We start from the raw sequence: 21,672 nt of genomic DNA, 5'->3' as shown, positions 1-21,672 counted from the left end.
CTACCTGGTTGGGAGAAGGGAAGCTAGCCTGCCACCCCGGCCACCAGGAAGATCACTGCGGCGATGGCGAAGCCCATCACACCGATCAGCGTTTCCATCACGGTCCACGTCTTCAGCGTGGTCTTGACGTCCATGCCGAAGAAGCGGCCCACCAGCCAGAAGCCGGAGTCGTTGACGTGGGAGACCACCACGGAACCGGCTGCAACGGCGATGACCATGGCGGCAACCTGCATTCCGTTCAGCCCGGCTGCAGCGACAGCCGGTGCGATCAGGCCGGCGGTGGTGGTGAGGGCCACGGTTGCGGAACCCTGGGCGATCCGGAGGATGGAGGAGATCAGGAAGCCGGCCAGGATGAGCGGGATGCCCAGGTTGCCCAGGACGTCGGCCAGGGCCGCGCCGATGCCGGAGGTGCGGAGCACACCGCCAAACATGCCGCCGGCGCCGGTGATCAGGATGACGGAGCAGACCGGGCCCAGCGAGGACTCGAGCAGCTTCTCCAGTGCTCCGGCGTCCTTGCCGCGCTTGGCGCCCAGGACGAACATGGCCACCAGGACGGCGATCAGCAGGGCCACCGGGGTTTCACCGATGGTGCGCAGGACCTGGAACCACTGCTGGTCCTTGGTGCCTTCGGCCAGGACCCCGGAGGAGGCCAGGGTGTTCAGGCCGGTGTTGAGGAAGATCAGGACCAGCGGCAGGAGCAGCAGGCCAACGATGGTGCGGAAACGCGGCGGGTGGGCTTCGGCTTCTGCGGTGGCGTGGCCCAGGATTTCGGGCACGGGCAGGACCAGCTTCTTGCCGGTGTAGAGGCCGTAGAGGTAGGCGGTGACGTACCAGGTGGGGATGGCCACGAGGAGGCCGGCGATCATCACCAGGCCGACGTTGGCTTCGAAGAATGCGGAGGCGGAGACCGGGCCGGGGTGCGGTGGCAGGAAGATGTGCATCACCGAGAACGCGCCGGCGGCGGGCAGGCCGTAGCGGAGCACTCCCCCGCCCAGGCGGTGGGCGACGGCGAAGACGACGGGCAGCATAACCACCAAACCGGCGTCGAAGAAGATGGGGAAGCCGAAGATCAGCGAAGCGAGGCCCAGAGCGAACGGGGCGCGCTTTTCACCAAAGACGCCGATGAGGTAGTCGGCCAGCACCTTGGCGCCGCCGCTCGTTTCCACGATGCGTCCGAGCATTGCGCCCAGGCCCACCAGGAGTGCCACGGTGCCAAGGGTTGTGCCGAAGCCGTTGATCAGCACCGGGACCACCTGGTTGGCGGGGATGCCGGTGGCGAAAGCGGTGGCCAGGCTGACCAGGATCAGGGCGAGCAGGGCGTGCACGCGCAGCTTGATGATGAGGAACAGCAGGACGACGATCGCGGCTGCGGCGATGAGCAGCAGGGGGCCTGCTCCCAGCGTCTGGGTCCATCCTTCGATGGTCATGGTTCTCCTTTGAAACAGAACTGTTGGTGGGGAATTGAGGGGGTACTTAGGGGGTGCAGGGCGCCTGGCCGGTGGGAAGCTTCAAGGCCTCCACGACGGCGGCGACCAGCTCCTCCGGTGAGCGCGAGATGTCCAGGCGGAGGCTGCCGGCGTCGAGCTCTTCCTGGCTGAGCGCCTCGAGCGTGGCCAGCTGGCTGGGCAGCAGTGTGGGCGGCATGAAGTGGCCTTCGCGGCCCTGCATGCGCTGGCTGATCAGGTCAGCGCCGCCGTCGAGGTGGAGGAAGAGCACGCGGCCTTCGGCTTCGGACAGGAGCTGGCGGTAGCTCTTCTTGAGCGCGGAGCAGGTGAGCACAGTGCTGCAGCCTGCCTGAGCCTGGGCGGTCATCCAGTCGCGGATTTCCCGGAGCCAGGGCCAGCGGTCCTCGTCCTGCAGCGGAATGCCTTGAGACATCTTGGCGATGTTGGCTTCGGGGTGGAACTCGTCAGCCTCGGCGCAGGTCCAGCCCAGCTGCTTGGACAGGGCCGCCGCCAGGGTGGATTTGCCGGACCCGGCAACGCCCATGACCACAAGATGCGTGGGTGGATACTGCATGTTCATACCTCCGGAGAAGACGTCTTTGGCTTTCGAAGAAGCTCGCTGCGTGCCCGTAATGAAGTGGGCTACGCCATAAGGTATCACCTTTCAATACCAAAGATACTATCTTTCGGTGTCACAAGTCATACCTTTTCTAATTTTCGCTATCCTAGAAGGGCGCTGCGGCGCGGAGAGAGGCGGCGAAAACAATGTCGACGGCGACAGCAGGGGACGCGGACAACGCGTACGACGGCGGGGCCTCCCCCGCGATGCATGAACGCGTTCTAGAGGCGGTTGGCATCGCCGTCGCGTCCGGAAGCCTTCCGCCAGGAAGCAGGCTGACCCTTGAGGGGCTGCAGCAGGAGTACGGAATTTCCCGCACGGTGGCACGGGACACCATGAAGGTTTTGGAATCGATGAACCTGGTCTATTCGCGCCGGCGGGTGGGCATCGTGGTGCAGGAGCCCGAGCAATGGAACGTCTTCGATCCCAAGCTGGTGCGATGGCGCCTGGCTTCGGACCGCCGCGAGATCCAGTACAGCAGCCTGACGGAGCTGCGCATCGCCGTCGAACCCATCGCCGCGGCGGGGGCGGCGCGGCGGGCCAGCGCCGCCGAACGCGCACAACTGGTGGCCCTGGGAGCAGAGCTCCGACGGCTGGGCGAGGCCGGTGATCTTCAGGCCTTCCTGGCGGCGGACATCGAGTTCCACCAGCTGCTGCTCCGGAGCTGCGGCAACGAGATGTTCCGGGCGCTGGAGGGCATGGTGGCCGAGGTGCTCACCAGCCGCACCCAGCAGGGGCTGATGCCGTTCAAGCCGCGGAACGAAGCACTGCAGGCGCATGAGGATGTTGCTGCGGCGGTGGCTCGCGGCGATACTGTGGTGGCCGAACGGGCCATGCACCACATCCTGGACGAGGTCCGGAACGCCATGGGGCTGGGGTAGCCCGACTGAACTGTGGCTGAGCCTGTTGAAACCACGAACGGCCCTGAACCGCATGACCGGTGCTGCCCAGCGCCGCTTGTGCGGTTTGGGGCCGCTGACGCCATTTGCCTTTCGGCACACCCGGGTTAACAAAAGCAGGGCCTGCCCGGAGGCAGACCCTGCTTGAAGAAACCTAACGGTCCCGGAACCCTAGGAAATTAGAGAGCCTGGATGTTGGTTGCCTGGGGACCCTTGGGGCCCTGCTCGGTGTCGAAGGAAACCTTCTGGTTCTCTTCGAGGGAGCGGAAACCGTTGGAGTTGATCGCAGAGTAGTGTGCGAAAACGTCCTGTGAGGAGTCATCGGGGGAAATGAAGCCGAAGCCCTTTTCAGCGTTAAACCATTTGACGGTACCAGTAGCCATTATTTTTGTCCTTCGTGAAGGTGGAGGGAAAATCCCGACTTTCGGGCCCTCCGGCGTGGGGTGTTCAAAAACCGCTACTTCAGAAGAACGCGGACTTTCGACCGCGCGTACTGCCTGAACTACCAACTGCATAAACACAACAACAAGAACCACACTACAGGAGATTCCGCCGGGGTCGAGCCAACTACGTCACAGGGCGCCCTCCCGGTCATCCGGATTGTTGTCCCCATCGCCATATCCTCTGCAGCTGTGAAAGCATTCCCTGTGGGCCGTTCACGAGGTCCGTCATCAGAATTGGGGGCACGATGAACCGCCGAACGAACCGGCTGCCGCAACACTTTCTGGCAACCCTCCTGGTGCTGGGGACAACCGTTGTGGTTGGCTGCACCGCGCCGGAGGGACCCGCAACGGAGACAAGCAGCCCCCCGCCAGTCACCGCGTCCGCCGCTCCCGTGGCCGAAAGCTTCCCTAAATATGACGCGGTGCGCGCGGGGATGGTGGCCGCCCTGGAAGAGAAGATGCCGGATATCAGCTGGACCGTGGACGAACCTGCCACTCTGGCCCGGGTGAAAGACGGCCGGTGCATGCTGTACCCGCAAACCATGAAAAGCAATGTGGACGTTGTGCAGCCGTCGAACCAGTTCGCCGACATCTTCTCCGCGGGCGACCCCGTCCTGGCGCAGCACGGCTTTCCCGCTTTCGACGGAACAGACACGGTAGCCGGCGGCTGGGTGGTGGCCCGCAGCACCGACGCGGCCGGCGCCACCCTGACCATTGAATCCAAGAGCCCTGCCTACCTTCGCATCAGCGTCCCGGTGGACTCCCCCGCCTGCGATCCAAAGGAAATACCCGCGGGCTGACGGGGAAGTTCTCCCCATCGCGGCATGCACCGCTGCACGAATAGCATGACTGTGGCTTGAAGCTCATCAAAGGGGGACTCACGGGATGCCTGGATTCTACGGCGCCGATACTGAACAGCTGCGGGCACTGGCCAAAACAATGTCGCAGCATTCCGAGAAGATGACGGCGTTGTCCATGGAACTGGGCCAACTCCTGGCCCGGACCCGGTGGGAAGGCCGTGATGCCACCGCTTTCCAAGCCGCGTGGGACTCGGAGCACAGGCCGCTGTTGAAGCGTGTTGCCGCGGATCTCCAGAGCCAGGCGGAGGACCTGAACCGGAACGCGGACCAGCAGGACAAAGCGAGTACCGGGGCAACGGGATCCGGCACCTCGGGAACACCGGACTCGAACCCGCCCGGAGATCCGGGGCCGCTGGATCCGGACCGCCCGGATGTGAATGTCCCCGGCGATGTCCGTGAAGACCCTGACGCCGGCGACCCTGAAGATATCCAGCAGGGCCAGATCGGCGACTGCTGGCTCCTGGCAGGAATCGGCTCGGTGGCCCAGATGCTGGAGCGGGAAGGCAAACTTGATGAGTTCCTCGCCGAACACCTGAAGCCTGTCGGAGATCCGCCCACGCACTGGGTGGTGACCCTGTACGAGGACGGCGAGCCCGTGGAGGTCACCGTCGAGGCCAAATCCACCGAGGGCGGCGTCCGGGGTGCGGACGGGCAGCCGAACTGGCTGTCCATCTACGAACGCGCAGCAGCGGAGCACCGGGGCGGTTCCTATGACGACATCGACGGCGGCTTCAGCCACGAGGCAATGGAGCTCATGACGGGAAGGTCCGCGGACAGGGACGGCGAGCTGGACCTGGATGAGATCGAGGACAGGCTTGGTAACGGCCAGGCCGTGTCCGTGGGGACTGAAGACACCAAGGATGAAGACTTCGACTGGGTCTGGGAGTCCGATGAGGTCAACCGGACCGACGTTGTCCCCAACCACGCCTACGTCGTGGTCGACGTGAAAACCAACGACGACGGCGAGAAGGTCATCGTCCTGGCCAACCCGTGGGGCCCCTCCGGCGGCTACATGAGCGGCGACGACGACCACAAGTCCGGGACGCTGGAACTGACCGAGGATGAGTACAAAGAAAACTTCGACTCCGTGTACTCCGTGGACACGAAGTAAGGATGGCCGTGGAACAGCTCGTCACAGTGAAACAGGGCATGCAGCCCAGGTTCGGCGATGTCCTGGTGGGGATCGTGAAGATCGGCGTGGCGGACGGCGCCCCGGCCATCCAGGTCTGGATCCGGACCGCGGAGCAGGAACGCAAGCAGGCCTTCCGGGAAGGCCAGTCCGTGGCCCTGCCCGGCGCCGGGACCCTGCGTTTTGATTCGATCAGCCCCGCCGGGGCCGGCACCGCAGCATCGGCCGTCCTGGCCTACGACGCCGTCGTACCCGCCTGACCTGCGGCAGGAGGCCCGAACCTCTGTACCCCGGCGGCGGTGCGGGCATATCCTGCAACCAAACTGCCCAGCTGACGGGAGAAATAACCATGGAGATGCCCAAGGCGTCCGACGCCGACAAAGAACGCTTCCGCTCGATTGTCCCCGACCATCCGGACGTGCTGGTGAAGCCGATGTTCGGCAACCTGGGCGCGTTCGTCAACGGCAACATGTTCGCCGGCCTGTTCGGGTCCACGGTCGGCGTCAAGCTGTCCGAGGACGACCGGGTGCTGCTGGAGTCCTCCGAGAGGACCCTGCCGTTCGGCCCTGCGGAGCGTCCGATGGCCGGTTACTCCGGCCTGCCTGAGATGTGGAATGAAGAGGGCGACGGCGACGACGCCCGGGCAAAGGCATGGGTCACCAAGGCGTATGAATACGCCGTCACCCTCCCGCCTAAGGAGCCGAAGGCACCAAAGGCCAAAGCTGCCAAGACGAGCTCCGGTGGTTGAGCCTGTCGAAACCTCGGCGGTTGAGCCAGCCGAGCCCCGGTGGTTGAGCCTGTCGAAACCCCTGCCGAGCTGCGTGCCCGCCGCGCCGGGACTAACGTAAGTCCGGCGTTTCAGTCCCTGTCGGCATAGCGGCCGCGACCGCTTCGACGGCGGAGCGCGGGCTTGTGAGGACAGGGACCGTGAGTCCGCTGAGCAGGGCGGCCGCGGGTTCCATGCTTGCCTGTGCGAGAACGACGACGTCGCAGCGGCCTGCGAGCGCACGTGCCGCCCGGGCGATGCGCGAGTGGTAGGCGTCCGCATCGCCGGCCAGGAAGGCGTCCCACGCACCCTCGACGACACTGACGTCAACGGAGATATCCGATCCTGCGTCTGCGGCTTCCTCGGCGAGGACGCGGGTGGTGGGCTCGACGGTGCTCGTCAGCGCCACAAGGACACCGACTCGTGGACCGAGACCCACGGCCCGGCGAAGCATCGGCCGATCGATACGGATCACCGGCATCCCATCGCCCGACAGCTCCTCCGCCACCTCGCCGAGAGTGGAGCAGGTGCACAGGACCACCTCGCATCCAGCATCCCGAAGCTCCACGAGATGGGCGGCGACGACAGCCCGGACGCTCCCCGCCGTCCCCTCCCGCCGCGCGAGCTCCAAAGCGTCGGGATCCACGCGGTGGACCGTGGCGGCGTTGGGCAGGTGTTCCCGGGCAAGGCCTTCGAACGTCGCCACGTGAACGTCCGCCGTGTGGAGGAAGCCAACCGTGCCGGCAGCACCGGAGCGTAGTTCGGTCATGGAGCCTGACTGTAGCAGGGCCCGGTTTGGCGCCCGCTACGGATGCACCAGCACCTTCACCACTGTGTCCTTGTGGTTGATGAGGGTGTCGAAGCCCTGCTCCACCAGGTTCTCCAGCGCAATCCGGCCCGTGATGAACGGCTTGAGGTCCACCTTGCCTTCCTGCACCATCCTGATCACGGCGGGGTGGTTCCGGACATAGGCGATGGTGCCGCGCAGGTCGATCTCCTTGAGGACCAGCTTCTGCATGTCCACGGTGGCCGGCGCGCCCCAGATGGCCACGTTGACCACCACTCCCCCGGGCCGCGTGGCGTCGAGCATGGTGTCCAGAACAGCGTTGACGCCGGCGCATTCGAACGCGACGTCGGCCCCGGTGCCGCCGGTCAGCTCGAGCACCCGCGCCGGAACGTCCTCGCGACTGGGGTCCAGCACATGGTCAGCGACCCCGCTGGACGTGGCCTTCTCCTTGCGGGCCTGGGACAACTCGCTGACGATCGTGGTCACGCCCATGCCCTTCAGCACTGCCGCGGTCAGCAGCCCGATCGGCCCGGACCCGCCCACCAAAGCAACATCACCCGCCTTCACGCCGCTGCGCTCCACCGCATGGTGCGCCACGGACAGCGGCTCGATCAGGGCTGCCTCGTCGAGGGGAATGCCGCCGATGGGATGCACCCACCTCTTGTCCACCACAATCTTCTCGCTCAGGCCCCCGCCGCCGCCGGAGAGGCCGATGAACCCCATTTTCCGGCACAGGTGGTAGCTGCCCGCCTGGCACATGTCGCATTCGTCATCCACGAAATAAGGCTCGACGACGACGTTGTCCCCCACCGCGAGCCCCTCGACACCTTCGCCGACTTCAGACACGGTCCCCGAGAATTCGTGCCCCATGGTTACCGGCGCGTCCTCGTGCGAGAGCGGGTGCGGGTGTCCCGGGGCGGGGACGAAGATGGGCCCTTCCAGGTACTCGTGCAGGTCGCTGCCGCAGATGCCGCACCACGCGACGTCGATCTTCACCGCCCCGGCGCGGAGTTCCGGTTCCGGGATGTCCTCGATCCGGACGTCCTCACGGCCGTGGAAACGGGCTGCCTTCATGATGCGCTCTTCCTTTCAGCGGGTGTCGTGGCTGGGTTGCAGTTCGTAGACCGGGGTTTCCAGTCCTTCCATCCGCGCCTTGAGCTGCAGGGCCAGGTAGGAGGAGTAATGGCGGCTCTGGTGCAGGTTGCCCCCGTGGATCCAGAGGTTGGGCACGTTGGTGGGCTTCCACATGTTGCGCAGCTCGCCCTCCCAGGGGCCCGGGTCCTTGGGAGTGTCCGAGCCGTACCCCCAGCACTTGCCCACCCGGTCCGCCACCTCGGGAGAGACAAGGTCCGCCAGCCAGCCGTTCATGGAGCCATAGCCGGTGGCGTAGACAATCAGGTCCGCCTCCAGCTCGGTGCCGTCGTCCATGACCACGGCGTTGCCGGTGATCTTGGAAACCTGCCCGGACTTCAGCTTCACCCGGCCATCGATGATCAGCTGGGAAGCGCCGACGTCGATGTAGTAGCCGGAGCCGCGCCGCAGGTACTTCACGAACAATCCGGACCCGTCCACCCCGAAGTCCAGGTCGAACCCGGCGGCCTCCAGCTGCGAGTAGAACTCGGCATCCCGTTCGGCCATCGCCTGGTACACGGGCACCTGCGCCTCGGGCAGGATCCGCATGGGCAGGGACGCAAACAGCAGGTCTGCCTTCTCTGTGGTCACTCCGGCAGCCAGCGCCTTCTCCGAATACAGGTCGCCGAGTGCCAGGTCCATCAGTGACTCGCTCCGGGCGATGTGGGTGGAGGACCGCTGCACCATGGTGACGTCGGCGCCGTGCTCCCACAGGTCGGCACAGATATCGTGTGCGGAATTGTTGGACCCGATCACCACGGCCTTCTTGCCGGTCCAGTCCCCGCCGCCCGGGTGCTGCGAGGAATGCCGCTGCTCCCCCAGGAAGGACTGCGCGCCGTCGAACGTTGGGATATTCGGGTAGCCGGACACACCCAGGGCGAACACCAGCTGCTTGGGCCGCAGCGTCACGGGCTCCCCGTTGCGGAGGACGTTGACCACCCATTCCTGCGTGCCGTCGTCGTACTCTGCGCCCACACACTCGGTGCCGCCCCAGTAGTTCAGCTCCATGATCCGGGTGTAGTGCTCCAGCCAGTCGCCGATCTTGTCCTTGGCCGCGAAGACGGGCCAGTCGTCCGGGAACTTCATATAGGGCAGGTGGTCGTACCAGACGGGGTCGTGCAGGTGCAGGGACTTGTAGCGGTTGCGCCAGGAGTCGCCCGGCTTCTCGTTTTTCTCGATGACCAGGGTGGGGACGCCGAGGCGCCGCAGCCTCGCGGCGAGGCCGATGCCGCCCTGCCCGCCGCCCACAATCACGCAGTACGGCTGTTCGTCGTAGCCGAGCCGGGCCTCCCGTTCCTCCTTGAGCTCCAGCCAGGAACGGCGGCCTTTGATGATTTCGTGCGCCACACCCTGGTCGCGGCGCGGCCCCTTTTTCTCTTCGAAGCCCTTTAGCTCCTGCATCGTGGTGAGCAGGGTCCAGCATTTTCCGTTCCGGAGCCGGAGGTGGCCGTAGCCCCGGGCGGCGCCGGTTTCGAACGTGATCCAGGCTTCCACAGTGCCGTTAGCGCCCTCGCTGCCGGTTGCGTCCTCAGACAGGGCCCAACCAGAAGGCTGCACGTGGTCCAGCGTGGCCTCGAGCATCCGCCGGATATCGCCCTTGCCTTCCAGCGTTTTGAGGTTCCAGGTGAATGCCACGAAGTCCCGCCAGAAGCATTCGTCGTCGAAGAGCTCCAGCGCGGCGTCCACGTCGCAACGCTGCAGCGCGGCGTCCAAACCCGCCAGCCAGGCCTGCGCGGCTGCCGTGGGTGTTTCGGTCATGTCCACTCCTTTGTGTTGGTCCGTGTAGCTCCGCCCGTGGAATCCCCTGCGATATGCTGGACCGGGCGTGAGCTGCATCACCATTGGAACTCCGCGGGGGTTTCAACCGCGTTACACACTGCAGGCAACGGCGCTGGCAGGAGGAAGCTGTGGACTACGGCCTGAGGTTTTCGGATCCGGCAAAGTATGCACGTGCGCTGCGCCGTGCCCACGAGCTGGTGATCTCCGGCGTCCCGCGCCCGGAAATCCCGGATGTCCTGGCCGATTCGTGGCGCCGTTCCATGGCCTTGGGCATCAGCCCGGACCAGCACAGTCCGCGGCACCTGCATGACGCAGCCGAGGTGCTGGAGCTCCGCCGGGAGCACCGGCTGCAGCAGGTCATGCCGGCCCTCGACGAGCTGCTGGCGGATTCCTCAAGCTCCGGCAGGCACCTGCTGGTGCTTACGGATGCCAGTGGCGAGATCCTGTGGCGTGTTGGCAGCCCTGAAGTGTTGCGGCGGGCGGACCGGCTGGAGTTCTTCGAGGGGGCGGACTGGTCGGAAGCGGGCATCGGCACCAACGCGATCAGCGAGGCCCTGGTGACCGGGCGGCCCGTGCAGTTGTTCTCCGCCGAGCACCTGGTCCGGACCCACCATGAGTGGGCGTGCACGGCGGCGCCCATTACGGACCCGGCCACCGGCCGCCTGCTCGGCGTGCTTGACGTCTCCGGCCCCCTGGACACCCTCACCGCGGACACACTGCGGATGGTGCGGTGCGCGGTCCGGGTTGCCGAGTCGCTGCTGGTGGCGCCCGACGGCGGGAAGCCGGCAGGTGCCCCTTCTCCGGTCCGCGCGTCCCGGCAGTCCCCGCGCCGGCAGTCCCCGCGGCCAGCGGCCGCCGTCGAGTCGCTGGAGCTGCTGGGCGACCGGCCTGCCGCCCTGTTCCGGGACGGCAGCCGGGTGCCGCTGACGCTGCGCCGCGCGGAGATCCTGGCGTTGCTGGATTCCCGGCACCAGGGCTGGAGCGCGGAGGAACTTGCCTACGAGCTCCACGGCGATGCGGGCACGCCGGTGGCCATCCGCACGGAGATGTTCCGGGTCCGCTCCCTGCTGGGTGAGGCCGTGGAGTCGAACCCCTACCGGCTGGCTGCCGGCCTGGCGGGCAGCTCGGACTCGGGGCGGGTGCTTCGGCTGCTGCATAAAGGGCGGGTCTCCGACGCGCTGCAGGCCTACCGCGCTCCCCTGCTCAGCCGCTCCGGTGTTCTGTCGGTGCAGCTGCTCCGCGACCAGCTGGATCTCGCGGTGGGCTCGGCCGTGCGGTCCAGCGGTGACGCCGGGCTCCTGGCCCGCTGGCTGTCCACGGATATGGGCGCGAGTGATTTTGCCGCTGTTGAGGCGCTCGGACAACTGGTGGGACGTGGCGATCCGCGGTACCTGGCGTTCCTGGCCTCCTGCGGTGGCTAAGCCCCCAGAAGCGCACATCAACAGCCCTTGTCACGCCGTTAACCGTTCATTCATATCCTCCTCAGGACCTGTCCAACCGGCCCTCCTACGGTCGAAGCCATGGACAACATCTCACGCAGATCCCTCATCTCCGCCGGCCTCGGGGCCGGCCTGGTCGCCGCCCTGCCAAGTGCCGCCGTCGCTGTTTCAACAGCGGACGACGCCGGACTCCGCACCGATCCCTTCCTGCTCGGCATCGCCTCCGGTGAGCCGTGGTCGGACGGCTTTGTGATCTGGACACGGCTCGCTTTGGACCCGCTGGCCGAGGACGGCCTGGGCGGCATGCCCTCCCGCAACGTCGCGGTGGCATGGGAAGTGGCGGAGGACGCCGGCATGCGCACCGTAGTAGCCCGCGGCGTCGAACACGCCCGGATCGAAACCGCCCACTCCGTCCACGTGGAGCTCCGCGGCCTCAAGCCCGGCCGCGAGTACTTCTACCGGTTCCGCACCGGCCGGCACATCAGCGCCGTGGGCCGCACCCTCACCAGCCCGGCACTGCACGAGACGCCCGCCGCGCTGGCCATGGCGTTCGCCAGCTGCTCGCAGTACGAGCACGGCTACTTCACCGCCTACACCCGCCTGGCCGAGGACCACCCGGACCTGGTGCTGCACCTGGGCGACTACCTGTACGAATACAAGAAAGACAGCTACGTGATCGGCGGCGGCAACCCGCGCGACCACCAGGGCCCGGAGACCAGCACCCTGCAGGGCTACCGGCAGCGGCACGCGCAGTACAAGTCCGACGCCGACCTGCAGGCCGCGCACGCGATCGCACCATGGCTGGTGGTCTGGGATGACCACGAAGTGGACAACAACTGGGCGGACGAGGTCCCCGAGAACACCGACGCCGGGCAGCTGAACGACACCACCGAGCGGTTCCGGCAGCGCCGCTCCGCCGCGTTCCAGGCGTACTACGAGAACATGCCGCTGCGCGCCTCCTCCGTGCCTGCCGGGTTCGACATGAAGATCTACCGCACCATCCAGTGGGGCCAGCTGGCCAACTTCCATATGATGGATACCCGGCAGTACCGCGACGACCAGCTCGCCGGGGACGGCTGGAAGAAGAACGTGGCCGAACGCCTGGCCGAGGACCGCACCATCACCGGCGCCGAACAGGAGAAGTGGCTGCTGGACGGGTTCAGGAGCTCCACGCAGCGCTGGGACATCCTGGGCCAGCAGGTGTTTTTCGCCGAGCGTGACCGCGCCCAGGCCCTCGAGATCGACGACGTCTCGATGGACGGCTGGGACGGCTACGCCGCCTCCCGCCGCCGCATCACCCAGGGCTGGCTGGACGCGAAGGTGCGCAACGCCGTCGTCCTCACCGGCGACGTGCACCGCAACTGGGCCAACGACCTCAAGGTGGACTACAAGGATCCCGCCTCCCCGGTGGTCGGCTCGGAGCTGGTGTGCACCTCCATCACCTCCACGGGCAACGGCACCGGTTCCACGACGGACCCGGTGATGGCGTGGAACCCGCACCTGAAGTTCTACAACGACAACCGCGGTTACGTGAACACGAAGATCACCAAGGACTCGATGACGGCTGACTTCCGGACGCTGGAGTACGTCACGACGCCGGGCGCTCCGGTTTCCACGAAGGCCTCGTTCAGGATCCAGGACGGGGTGCCCGGACTGCAGTAGCGGCGCGACCGGAAGGCTGTGGGGCGGTCAGCGATCCTCGCTGGCCGCCCTACCCGCGTCTGACGTGGCGAGATACCCGCAAAACGCAGCCAAGGAGGTCTGGTAGTAAGCCATCGCTTATCCCTTGACGGAACTGAACCCGCCCTGTAACAGTTAGGCGTGGGCGGATCGATGGAGAACCCCGGACGGACGGGCGAGGCGTCAATCCCCGGCGGGCGCCCTCAAGGTTCAGCTGATCCCCCGCCACTCCTGGAAGTCCGTGGACTGACCAAGAGTTTCTTCGGGATTCCCGTTCTGGAAGACGCCCACCTTACCCTTCACCGGGGCCAGGTCCACGGGCTCGTGGGTGAAAACGGCGCCGGGAAATCCACGCTGATGAAAGTGCTCGCGGGCGTCTACCAGCCGGACGCGGGAACGGTGCTTCTGGACGGCCGGGAAGTCAGTTTCAGCCACCCTACAAAGGCCCACGAAGCCGGCCTCTCGTCGGTATTCCAGGAGTTCAACCTGCTTCCCGACCGGACGGTGGCCGAGAACATCTACCTGGGCCGGGAGCCCCGCCGCGGAGTCCTGGTGAACAAGGCGCTGATGAACGCGAAAACGGCGGAACTGCTGGAGTCGCTCGGGATCACCGCCATCCGGCCCACCGCGCAGGTGCGGACCCTGACCGTTGCTGAGCAGCAGGTAGTGGAGATTGCGAAGGCTGTCAGCTACGACGCCCGGATCGTTTCCATGGACGAGCCCACCGCCGCACTGGCCGGCGCCGAAGTTGAGCTCCTCTACCAGATCGTGTCCCGCCTCCGGGAACGTGGAACGGCCATCCTCTATGTCTCCCACCGGCTTCGGGAGCTCTTTGACCTGTGTGACGTCATCACCGTCCTGAAGGACGGCCGCGTGGTCAGCACCGGTCCCGCCTCCGAACTCGACGATACAAGGCTGGTCCGGCTGATGGTGGGCCGGCCCATTTCAGCCTTCTTCCCGGACAAACTGCCCCCTGAGGACAGCGGCGCCGACGTCCCCGCACAGCCGATCCTCGAACTGCACGATGCCGGAAACGGCCAGCTGGACGGGATCAGCTTCAGCGTCCAGCCGGGTGAGATTGTGGGGGTGGCCGGACTGCAGGGCTCCGGCCGGACTGAGCTGCTGCACGCCATTTTCGGTGCCGCGCCCCTTACCCGCGGCACCATGAAGGTGGAAGGCCGTGAAGTGGCACCCAAATCGCCGCGGGAGGGGGTCCGTGCACGGATGGCCCTCATCACGGAAGACCGCAAGGCTGAGGGCCTGAGCCTGAACCAGTCCATCCTGAACAACGCGCTGACCGTCATCAGATCGGTTTTCCCGCGCCGCACCGGGGCGGCCCGAACCGAGATCCCCGGCGTGTTTTCCTCCCTGGAAGTTGTGGCCCGCGACCTGGACCAGGAGGTGCAGTACCTCTCCGGCGGGAACCAGCAGAAAGTGGTCCTTGCCAAGTGGCTGGCCATCCGCCCCCGCCTGGTCCTGCTGGACGAACCGACCCGCGGCATTGACGTGGGAGCCAAAGTGGCGGTGTACCGGCTGATGCGCAAGCTGGCAGCCGAGGGCAAAGCCATCCTGATGGTATCCAGCGAGTTGCCTGAGGTCATCGGGATGTCGGACCGGATCCTGGTGATGCGCGACGGGCGCCTCGCGGGCGAGCTTCCGGCCGGAACGTCCGAGGAAGCCGTCCTGCAGCTGGGAACGGGCGCCAGGACAGCATCTGGAGGAGGAACATGAAACAACGGGGCAGCTTCTTCGACCGCCTGTCCTCCACACAGATCGTCTACCTGGTGGCGCTGCTGACCCTGATCGTGGGCGCCGTTCTCGTCAGCACGGTGGGTCGGAATTTCTTCAGCCAGGGCAACATCTCCAGCATCCTGACCGGAACCAGCGTCCTCGGTTTCATCGCGATCGGACAGACGCTGGTCATCCTGGCCGGCAGCCTGGACCTCTCGGTCCCCTATGTTGCCAGCCTGGCCAGCCTTATTGCCGCCGGGGTGATGGCCAACAACCCGGGCAACGTCCTGCCCGGGGTCCTGCTCACGCTGGGCGCCGCGGCCATCATCGGCCTGGCCAACGGGCTGATCGTGGCCCGCCTCAACGTGCACGGGTTCATCGCCACGCTGGGCATGGGCCTGATCATCAGCGGCTACCTTGCGACCAATTTCAAGGGCAGCTTCGGACAGACCCCGCTCTCGTTCCGGCTGATCGGGGCGACCGGCCTGGGACCAGTTCCCATCTCGACCATCATTATGCTGGCCTGCGCGGGCCTGGCCATGCTGCTGCTCCACCGCACCCGGATGGGCCACCACCTCTACGCCGTCGGCGGTGACATTTCCGTGGCCCGGACCTCTGGAATCCGCATCGACCTGCCGGTGATCACGGCCCATGTGATCTGTTCGCTGCTGGCAGGAATGGCGGGCCTGCTCCTCGCCAGCCGGCTGGGTGTGGGCAGCCCGACGGTGGGTTCCCAGGGCGGTTACGACCTGCTTTCCATCGCCGCTGTGGTCCTCGGCGGCACCCTGCTGGCCGGCGGCAAAGGGACCATCACCGGTACCCTGGGCGGCGTCCTCATCTTCGCCATGCTGGACAACATCATGTCCGTCATGCAGATCAACCCCTTCCTCAAGGACGTGGTCAGGGGCGTGGTGATCGTCGTCGCCGTCGCCGTGTACGCCCGCCGCAGGATCGTCAACAGACCTGAGCGGTTCAGTTCGAAGGGCCCGGCGGAAGCGCCTGCCGCACAGCCTGCATCGGCTTCACCGGCGGAGGGACCATGAGCACCGTACTGCCCTCGGACCGCAGTGCGGTCCTCCGGCAAAACCGCGCCAGCAGATCCCAGCGGCTCCTGCGGGCTTTGCGTACGCCCGGGGGTGCCGTTTTCATCCTGTTGATCGGGCTCCTGGCGGCCATCATCGCGCTGAACCCCTCCTTCGGGGAGCCGGGCTCCTTCATCCGGTTCATCGGCAGGACAGCGCCGATTGCCATCGCCGCCATCGGCCAGTACTTCGTTATTGTCGGCGGCGAGTTCGACTTGTCCATGGGATCAGTGGTGACCATGCAGGTCATCGTTGCCGGCAACCTCATCCGGCAGGACGACTCGAGGGTGATCCCGGTCCTGATCCTCATGTTTGTGCTCGGGGCCTTCATCGGACTGGTGAACGGGCTGATCACAACACTCCTGAAGGTACCCAGCTTCATTGTGACGCTGGGCATGATGCTGGCCCTGCTCGGGCTGGTCCTCTACTGGACCGGCGGCGCGGCCCAGGGAAACCCGGCGGACAGCTTCCGCCAGATCGGGCGCGGCGGGATCCAGGACGTCCCGGTCCTGGACATCATTCCGTACCCCGTCATCATCCTGGCGGCGGTGGCCATCCTGGCGGTGGTCCTGATGCGCCGCCCCTTTGGCCGCATGCTCATCGCCGTCGGGGACAACCCGAGGGCTGCTGAACTGTCCGGTTCCCGCGTCTGGTGGGTGCGGACGCGGGCGTTCGTCATCTCGTCACTGTCGGCCACCGTGGCCGGCATCCTGCTCGTGGGCTATGCCGGAGTCCACCCGTCCGTGGGGCGGGGCTACGAGTTCACGGCGATTACCGCCGTCGTGCTCGGTGGCGTGGTGCTGGGAGGCGGACGCGGCTGGGTGCTGTCCGCGGCGGCCGGCGCGTTCGCCCTCGAGGCGCTGTTCACCCTCCTGAACTTCATGGGGGTCCAGGCCACGTGGCGGGACACCGTCCAGGGGGTCATCATCATTATCGCTGTGGCAGCAGCGTCCAAGTCATGGCAGCGAAAACGCAAGGGAGCCACATCCGCTGCCCATGACGAACGGCACCAGCTAAGCGCAGCACCCATGCCCCGCGAGGGCACCGAACAAGGAGGAGATCGAGTCTGATGCGCAAACACTCTATCCGCGCTGTCGCGCTTGGGGCGGCGTTGCCGCTGGTGGTGCTGACTGCCTGTACCACCACGGATCCGTCGGTTACCGAAACGACCGCACCGGGCACCGGCTCACCGGCGGCAACCACTCCGGCCAGCCAGGACTGGTTTGACCAGAAGCTGTACGATGACCAGTTTGAGCAACGCTCGGCGTCCTTTGAAGGGAACGCGGAGCAGCCTTACCTGCAGTACATTGCCGGTGACATGACGGACACGGCGAAGTTCGCCTCCTCCGGGGCGAAGAAGGTCTGCTTCGCCAATGCCTCCATCTCGAACCCGTGGCGCCAGACCGGCTGGATCACCATGAACCAGCAGCTCAAGGTCCTGCAGGACTCGGGGGCCATTTCGGAGATGGAAACCCGGGATGCCAAGGACAACGACAACACTCAGATCGCGGACATTGACTACTTCATCGACGAGGGAAACTGCGATGCGTTCGTCATCTCGCCCAACTCGACGGCGGCCCTGACGCAGGCCGTGGAACGCGCCTGCGAGACCGGCAAGCCGGTGGTGGTCTTTGACCGCGGCGTGGAAACCGACTGCGCCACCACGTTCATCCACCCGATCGGCGGCTTCGCCTGGGGCATCGACACCGCCACGTTCCTGACCGACAAGCTGCAGTCCGGCGACAAGGTGGTGGCCCTCCGCATCCTTCCGGGCGTGGACGTGCTGGAACACCGCTGGGCGGCGGCGAAGAAGATCTTCGAGGAGAAGGGCATCGAGGCCAAGGACTACTTCACCGGGGCAGACCCCACCGAGATCAAGAAAATCATCTCCGATGAACTGGCCACGGGCGACGTCAAGGGTGTGTGGATGGACGCCGGCGACGGTGCGGTGGCTGCCCTCGAAGCCTTCGAGGATGCCGGCAAGGACCTTCCGGTAATGACCGGCGAGGATGAGATGAGCTTCCTGACCAAGTGGAAGGAAACCGGCATCGATGCCATGGCCCCTGTCTACTCCAACTTCCAGTGGCGGACCCCGCTGCTGGCCGTGGAAAAGATCTTCAAGGGTGAGCAAGTCCCGGCCGAATGGATTCTCCCGCAGAAGCCCATCCTCGCGGACGAGCTGGATTCCTGGCTGGAGCGCAACCAGGGGATGCCCGGCGGCCACTACGCCAAGTTCGGCGGAGAAGACCTTCCCGGCTACCCGCAGGTCTGGCAGCAGCGGCAGATCCCCTAACCCTGCGCTTAGGGCGGCGTTGGAGGGAGCGGCGTGAAGCGTCCCATCGGGATCAGCACATGGGTCTGGGAGTCTCCCCTGACCGATGCCAACCTGGGCGGACACCTGGCGAGGATCGCCGCGTTGGGGTTTGACGCCGTCGAACTCCCGCTGGAAAACGCCGGCGACTTCACCGCCCTCGCGGCGCGCGAAGCCCTGGAGTCCACGGGGCTGACTCCGTTCCTAGTCGGTGCCATGGCGCCGGGGCGGGACCTCGTGTCCGCGGCCCCGGCGTCCGTGGAAGGGACGCAGGCCTACCTTTTGGACTGCATCAGCATGGCCGCAAGTATCGGTTCGCCCACTGTGTGCGGCCCGTTCTACGCCCAGACCGGCCGGGTCTGGCGGATGTCGCCGGAGCAGCGGCGGGAGGCCTACACCGAGCTGCGCCGGAACCTGGAGCCGGTAGCCGCCCGGGCCCGGGAAGCGGGCGTGGTGCTGGGCATTGAACCGCTGAACCGGTATGAAACGTCGCTGATCAACACCGTGGACCAGGCGCTCGAGGCGCTGGGGCCGTTGCTGGGCAACGGCGTCGGCATTGCCCTGGACAGCTACCACCTGCACATCGAGGAGCGCTCGCTGGCCGCCGCGGTCCGGGCGGCCGGCGAACTCGTGGTCCATGTGCAGGTGTGCGGGAACGACCGCGGCGCACCCGGCGGGGACCAGACCGACTGGGAAGGCTTCCTGCAGGCCCTGGAAGAAGTGGGCTACAGCGGACCGCTGAACATTGAAAGTTTCACCGTGGACAATGCGGCGATTGCCGTTGCGGCGTCCATCTGGCGGCCGCTGGCCCCCAGCCAGGATGAGCTGGCTGCCAGCGGCCTGGCATTCCTGCGCGGTTTGTAAACGTATTACGACGGCGGCGGGCCGGCTGTGGAGCCGGTCACGCCGCCCCGCTCATCCACCGTGACCAGGCTGTGGTGACCGGGATAGACCGTGATGGCCACGGCCAGGAGGGCGCCCAAGCCGGCAAGGGTCCACCACGCCACCAGATACTGGTCCCCGCCCTGCAGTTCGGCGAGAAAGAACTGCGTGAAGCTGTTGAAGGCGGCATGGAACAAGATCACCACCGGCAGGCTGCCCCGCGTGCAGTTATAGAGCCAGGCAAGGATTACAGACAGCGCCCCGATGTAGACTGCGAACGGCACCAAGGGGCGCTGGCCCGGATCGGACACCAGTTCCGGAAGGTGCCAGGGCAACCACACCAACGCCACCATCAATGCGGACGCCAGTGCGTTCCGCGTGACCTGCAGCCGTGGAAGAAGAAAACCCCTCCAGCCCAGCTCCTCAAAGATGCCCACGATGACGATCGTGACCGCAATCGAACTGGCAACCTGCAACGCGTCAGATGGCTCCCAGCTCAGGGCCGGAGCTCCGGCCATCACCGCTGCAAGACGGGCAAGACCCGGAACGGCGAACGGCACACCCAATGCCACTGCGTACCAGCCAAAGTTGACCCGCCATCGCCAAAGCTGGCGGAGGAAATTGATCAACTCCCGGCGGCCACCTGCCAAGAATGCCACCAGGACCGCGGCCAGCCCGGGCCCGAACGGCACCAGTGGACTACTGCCCGGGTTCAGCAGGACCAACGGCCAGATACACCAAGAGACCGCGTAGGCCAGGACGAGGTAAAGCACGATTTCGTGCCGGGCCGCCCACCCGCGCACCCGGTGTTTGTCCGTCGTCATCGCCGACCTTCTTTGCCCACGCCTGGACTTTAAAGTCTGGCACCGTCTGCTGAGCCCAGACAGGGCAACGGCACCCCTGATGGACATTAGGTAGGTCCACCGGGGCAGCAGGAACGACGACGGCGGGACTTGCCTCCCGCCGTCGTCCTCCGTCGGTGCCCCAGACCACCTACTGACGTGAAGCCGGCAGATCAAACCGTGCGAAGCCCTCAAGCCATTCGGCAAAGTCCACCGCCAGCGCATCTGCCCCCGGCCGTGCAACAACCTGGACGGACAGCGGCAGGCCCTCGGACGAGAACGCGACGGGCAGCGAAACAACAGGGGCGCCAACCATGGTCACAGCCCTGCATTGCCCCATGATGTCCCAGCCAAAAATGGACTGCCCGTCAATGTCCAGCTTTCCGGACACGTCGCAGGCAGGTCCACCGGCCACCGGCAGGAGGACGATGTCAGCGGTATCGAAGACCGCCAAATCACGTCTTCTTGCCTGCCCGGATTCGGCAACAGCCGCTTCGAGTTCCCCTGCGTCTGTTTGCAAGGAGCGCTGGATGACGTCGAGGTTCGCAGGGAGAATCAGGTGCTCGTGGCCGGCGACAGCCGCGGCATGATCAATCATCGGATCAACAGGGCGGAGCCGGTTATAAGCTGCCAGCGACCCCGCGAAAAGATCCGGTACGTGCGTGAGTGTCCGGACCTCCGGCGCGATCCGCTCCGCCAATAAGGCGATCTTCTCCGACACTTCGCGGCGTACCGGCCCCAAGACAGAACCATCACTCCATGCAACCGCAATATTGCCGGGGACGGCCCCGGCGAGTGAAGTCCGAACCCCGGGGCGTAGATCCGTCAGCACTGCGAGCGCCGTCCGCAGGTCCCGGACTGATCGTGCGAGCGGGCCAATGACCTGAGTGGCGGCTTGAAGGCGGGCACCCGGCGGGGACGGGTTGGAGCCCCCATACCAGCCGCCCGCTCCCGGAACTATTCCCAGGTCAGGAACTGAACGCGGGGTGGGCCGCAGGGCGGTGATCCCCACGCATTGCGCGGGCCACCGCAGTGATCCGCCGTAGTCGGTGCCCAGGCCGAGTGCCGAAATGCCGGCAGCGACGGCGGCAGCCTCTCCACCGCTCGAGCCACCCGCCGTCGCACCGGGAAACCTGGGGTTGAGCGTCCGGCCACCGACGGCACTCTCGGTGATGGCACCGAACGCAAACTCGGGGCAATTGGTTTTGCCAATCACCACGGCTCCCGCCTCCTGCAGGCGCCGCACAGCAGTGGCAGTGAATGAGGCGATGTTTCCGGCGTATGCGGCACTGCCGCCGGTCAGCTGCAGACCTGCCACAGCGATGACATCCTTGACGCTCAGTGGAACACCGGCCAACGGCCCCGGATCCTCCCCGCGGGCCCGTCGGCGGTCCACCTCCCTCGCGGCAAGGGCAGCCCCGTCCCAGTCCTCCTGGATAAAGGCACAAAGAGCGGGTGCTGCACCGGCCCGCGACCGCGCCTCCGCCAGAACGCTCTCGGCGGAGGTTTCACCCGTGCGCACCGCGAAGGCGAGCGCGGTGGCGTCGCGGAGGGCAGTCTCCACCGGGCCAGTGCCCTGCAGGCTATCGTCCGGCACGCCTGCACCTGGCTTGTTTCGGGCCCGGAAGCCTCGGCGTTGTTGTCACGTGCAGAGCTCCCCTTGGGTGTCGGTGGCCCCGCACTTCATGGCCTTCATCCGGGAACGTACGGGTGGTTGAACCGAATGTATCAGGACGGCGTCCGCTGGAAGACATCACCAGAAGCACTTCCATCCCCCGCTGGGGGCCGTCCGTGATCCGGCCCGTGGAAACAGCCTGCTCGACGCCGGGCCGGCAGGCACGGCTGGA

Annotated in this window: 20 protein-coding genes; 12 read left to right on the top strand and 8 right to left on the bottom strand. The window is 66.2% G+C overall.

Annotation, left to right across the window (positions count from 1 at the left end):
• Positions 1-23: 23 nt before the first annotated feature.
• Positions 24-1,427, bottom strand: coding sequence for a GntP family permease (locus AC5RWA_RS16750; protein ID WP_115524448.1), 1,404 nt, complete (start codon positions 1,425-1,427; stop codon positions 24-26).
• Between the two features lie 46 nt (positions 1,428-1,473).
• Complete coding sequence (locus tag AC5RWA_RS16745) at positions 1,474-2,019, bottom strand: gluconokinase (protein ID WP_494058398.1); 546 nt, start codon at positions 2,017-2,019, stop codon at positions 1,474-1,476.
• Between the two features lie 191 nt (positions 2,020-2,210).
• On the opposite strand from AC5RWA_RS16745, the gene AC5RWA_RS16740 reads away from it, so the two are divergent.
• On the top strand, positions 2,211-2,945 hold the full coding sequence (locus AC5RWA_RS16740; RefSeq protein WP_494058397.1) for a FadR/GntR family transcriptional regulator: 735 nt from the start codon (positions 2,211-2,213) through the stop codon (positions 2,943-2,945).
• 197 nt (positions 2,946-3,142) lie between these two features.
• On the opposite strand, the gene AC5RWA_RS16735 is transcribed toward AC5RWA_RS16740, so the two are convergent.
• A complete protein-coding gene (locus tag AC5RWA_RS16735; protein WP_009372930.1) occupies positions 3,143-3,346 on the bottom strand; it encodes a cold-shock protein in 204 nt (67 codons plus the stop codon).
• Positions 3,347-3,651: 305 nt separating this feature from the next.
• Between AC5RWA_RS16735 and AC5RWA_RS16730 the strand changes: the two genes are divergently transcribed.
• From AC5RWA_RS16730 to AC5RWA_RS16715, 4 genes are all read left to right on the top strand, one after another.
• Positions 3,652-4,206, top strand: coding sequence for a hypothetical protein (locus AC5RWA_RS16730; RefSeq protein WP_494058396.1), 555 nt, complete (start codon positions 3,652-3,654; stop codon positions 4,204-4,206).
• Between the two features lie 85 nt (positions 4,207-4,291).
• Complete coding sequence (locus AC5RWA_RS16725; RefSeq protein ID WP_494058395.1) at positions 4,292-5,377, top strand: C2 family cysteine protease; 1,086 nt, start codon at positions 4,292-4,294, stop codon at positions 5,375-5,377.
• A gap of 8 nt (positions 5,378-5,385) precedes the next feature.
• Positions 5,386-5,655: a hypothetical protein gene (locus AC5RWA_RS16720; protein ID WP_494058394.1), complete on the top strand. Its 270-nt coding sequence runs from the start codon at positions 5,386-5,388 to the stop codon at positions 5,653-5,655.
• Between the two features lie 89 nt (positions 5,656-5,744).
• Positions 5,745-6,143, top strand: coding sequence for a TfoX/Sxy family protein (locus AC5RWA_RS16715; protein WP_494058393.1), 399 nt, complete (start codon positions 5,745-5,747; stop codon positions 6,141-6,143).
• Between the two features lie 91 nt (positions 6,144-6,234).
• Here AC5RWA_RS16715 and AC5RWA_RS16710 read toward each other — a convergent pair whose 3' ends face one another.
• From AC5RWA_RS16710 to AC5RWA_RS16700, 3 genes are read right to left on the bottom strand one after another with little or no spacing between them, the layout of a single operon-like run.
• Positions 6,235-6,930 (bottom strand): aspartate/glutamate racemase family protein, encoded by a 696-nt coding sequence (locus AC5RWA_RS16710; protein WP_494058392.1) that lies wholly within the window; start codon positions 6,928-6,930, stop codon positions 6,235-6,237.
• Between the two features lie 36 nt (positions 6,931-6,966).
• A complete protein-coding gene (locus tag AC5RWA_RS16705) occupies positions 6,967-8,022 on the bottom strand; it encodes a 2,3-butanediol dehydrogenase (protein WP_275729938.1) in 1,056 nt (351 codons plus the stop codon).
• 15 nt (positions 8,023-8,037) lie between these two features.
• Positions 8,038-9,837 carry an NAD(P)-binding domain-containing protein gene (locus tag AC5RWA_RS16700; RefSeq protein ID WP_494058391.1) on the bottom strand — a complete coding sequence of 600 codons (1,800 nt, stop codon included), beginning with the start codon at positions 9,835-9,837 and terminating at the stop codon, positions 8,038-8,040.
• A 149-nt stretch (positions 9,838-9,986) separates the two neighbouring features.
• Between AC5RWA_RS16700 and AC5RWA_RS16695 the strand changes: the two genes are divergently transcribed.
• From AC5RWA_RS16695 to AC5RWA_RS16665, 7 genes are all read left to right on the top strand, one after another.
• Positions 9,987-11,279, top strand: coding sequence for a GAF domain-containing protein (locus tag AC5RWA_RS16695; protein WP_494058390.1), 1,293 nt, complete (start codon positions 9,987-9,989; stop codon positions 11,277-11,279).
• Between the two features lie 99 nt (positions 11,280-11,378).
• Positions 11,379-12,959 carry an alkaline phosphatase D family protein gene (locus tag AC5RWA_RS16690; protein ID WP_494058389.1) on the top strand — a complete coding sequence of 527 codons (1,581 nt, stop codon included), beginning with the start codon at positions 11,379-11,381 and terminating at the stop codon, positions 12,957-12,959.
• Positions 12,960-13,130: 171 nt separating this feature from the next.
• Entirely contained in the window at positions 13,131-14,708 is a 1,578-nt protein-coding gene (locus tag AC5RWA_RS16685; protein WP_275729931.1) for a sugar ABC transporter ATP-binding protein, read from the top strand.
• A complete protein-coding gene (locus AC5RWA_RS16680) occupies positions 14,705-15,751 on the top strand; it encodes an ABC transporter permease (RefSeq protein WP_275729929.1) in 1,047 nt (348 codons plus the stop codon). Before AC5RWA_RS16685 ends, AC5RWA_RS16680 begins: the two co-directional genes overlap by 4 nt.
• Complete coding sequence (locus AC5RWA_RS16675) at positions 15,748-16,860, top strand: ABC transporter permease (protein ID WP_494058388.1); 1,113 nt, start codon at positions 15,748-15,750, stop codon at positions 16,858-16,860. The genes AC5RWA_RS16680 and AC5RWA_RS16675 overlap by 4 nt, the downstream gene beginning before the upstream one ends.
• Positions 16,860-18,083 (top strand): substrate-binding domain-containing protein, encoded by a 1,224-nt coding sequence (locus AC5RWA_RS16670; RefSeq protein WP_275729924.1) that lies wholly within the window; start codon positions 16,860-16,862, stop codon positions 18,081-18,083. Before AC5RWA_RS16675 ends, AC5RWA_RS16670 begins: the two co-directional genes overlap by 1 nt.
• Positions 18,084-18,116: 33 nt before the next feature.
• A complete protein-coding gene (locus tag AC5RWA_RS16665) occupies positions 18,117-18,965 on the top strand; it encodes a sugar phosphate isomerase/epimerase family protein (RefSeq protein ID WP_494058387.1) in 849 nt (282 codons plus the stop codon).
• A gap of 5 nt (positions 18,966-18,970) precedes the next feature.
• Here the strand turns inward: AC5RWA_RS16665 and AC5RWA_RS16660 are convergent, their stop codons facing one another.
• On the bottom strand, positions 18,971-19,807 hold the full coding sequence (locus tag AC5RWA_RS16660; protein ID WP_494058386.1) for a CPBP family intramembrane glutamic endopeptidase: 837 nt from the start codon (positions 19,805-19,807) through the stop codon (positions 18,971-18,973).
• 169 nt (positions 19,808-19,976) lie between these two features.
• Positions 19,977-21,422 (bottom strand): amidase, encoded by a 1,446-nt coding sequence (locus AC5RWA_RS16655; RefSeq protein ID WP_494058385.1) that lies wholly within the window; start codon positions 21,420-21,422, stop codon positions 19,977-19,979.
• Positions 21,423-21,672: the final 250 nt, after the last annotated feature.

The organism is Arthrobacter sp. 210 2 (assembly GCF_059093025.1).
The sequence above is the reverse complement of the archived record's forward strand: the minus strand, read 5'-3'. Positions and strand labels throughout refer to the sequence as shown.

Bases quoted from the DNA above. Each gene is read 5' to 3' on its own strand.
- AC5RWA_RS16740 (WP_494058397.1), top strand. From the start codon at position 2,211: ATGTCGACGGCGACAGCAGGGGACGCGGACAACGCGTACGACGGCGGG.
- AC5RWA_RS16705 (WP_275729938.1), bottom strand. From the start codon at position 8,022: ATGAAGGCAGCCCGTTTCCACGGCCGTGAGGACGTCCGGATCGAGGAC.
- AC5RWA_RS16745 (WP_494058398.1), bottom strand. From the start codon at position 2,019: ATGCAGTATCCACCCACGCATCTTGTGGTCATGGGCGTTGCCGGGTCC.
- AC5RWA_RS16730 (WP_494058396.1), top strand. From the start codon at position 3,652: ATGAACCGCCGAACGAACCGGCTGCCGCAACACTTTCTGGCAACCCTC.
- AC5RWA_RS16725 (WP_494058395.1), top strand. From the start codon at position 4,292: ATGCCTGGATTCTACGGCGCCGATACTGAACAGCTGCGGGCACTGGCC.
- AC5RWA_RS16700 (WP_494058391.1), bottom strand. From the start codon at position 9,837: ATGACCGAAACACCCACGGCAGCCGCGCAGGCCTGGCTGGCGGGTTTG.
- AC5RWA_RS16750 (WP_115524448.1), bottom strand. From the start codon at position 1,427: ATGACCATCGAAGGATGGACCCAGACGCTGGGAGCAGGCCCCCTGCTG.
- AC5RWA_RS16690 (WP_494058389.1), top strand. From the start codon at position 11,379: ATGGACAACATCTCACGCAGATCCCTCATCTCCGCCGGCCTCGGGGCC.
- AC5RWA_RS16735 (WP_009372930.1), bottom strand. From the start codon at position 3,346: ATGGCTACTGGTACCGTCAAATGGTTTAACGCTGAAAAGGGCTTCGGC.
- AC5RWA_RS16670 (WP_275729924.1), top strand. From the start codon at position 16,860: ATGCGCAAACACTCTATCCGCGCTGTCGCGCTTGGGGCGGCGTTGCCG.
- AC5RWA_RS16710 (WP_494058392.1), bottom strand. From the start codon at position 6,930: ATGACCGAACTACGCTCCGGTGCTGCCGGCACGGTTGGCTTCCTCCAC.
- AC5RWA_RS16675 (WP_494058388.1), top strand. From the start codon at position 15,748: ATGAGCACCGTACTGCCCTCGGACCGCAGTGCGGTCCTCCGGCAAAAC.
- AC5RWA_RS16680 (WP_275729929.1), top strand. From the start codon at position 14,705: ATGAAACAACGGGGCAGCTTCTTCGACCGCCTGTCCTCCACACAGATC.
- AC5RWA_RS16660 (WP_494058386.1), bottom strand. From the start codon at position 19,807: ATGACGACGGACAAACACCGGGTGCGCGGGTGGGCGGCCCGGCACGAA.
- AC5RWA_RS16715 (WP_494058393.1), top strand. From the start codon at position 5,745: ATGGAGATGCCCAAGGCGTCCGACGCCGACAAAGAACGCTTCCGCTCG.
- AC5RWA_RS16685 (WP_275729931.1), top strand. From the start codon at position 13,131: ATGGAGAACCCCGGACGGACGGGCGAGGCGTCAATCCCCGGCGGGCGC.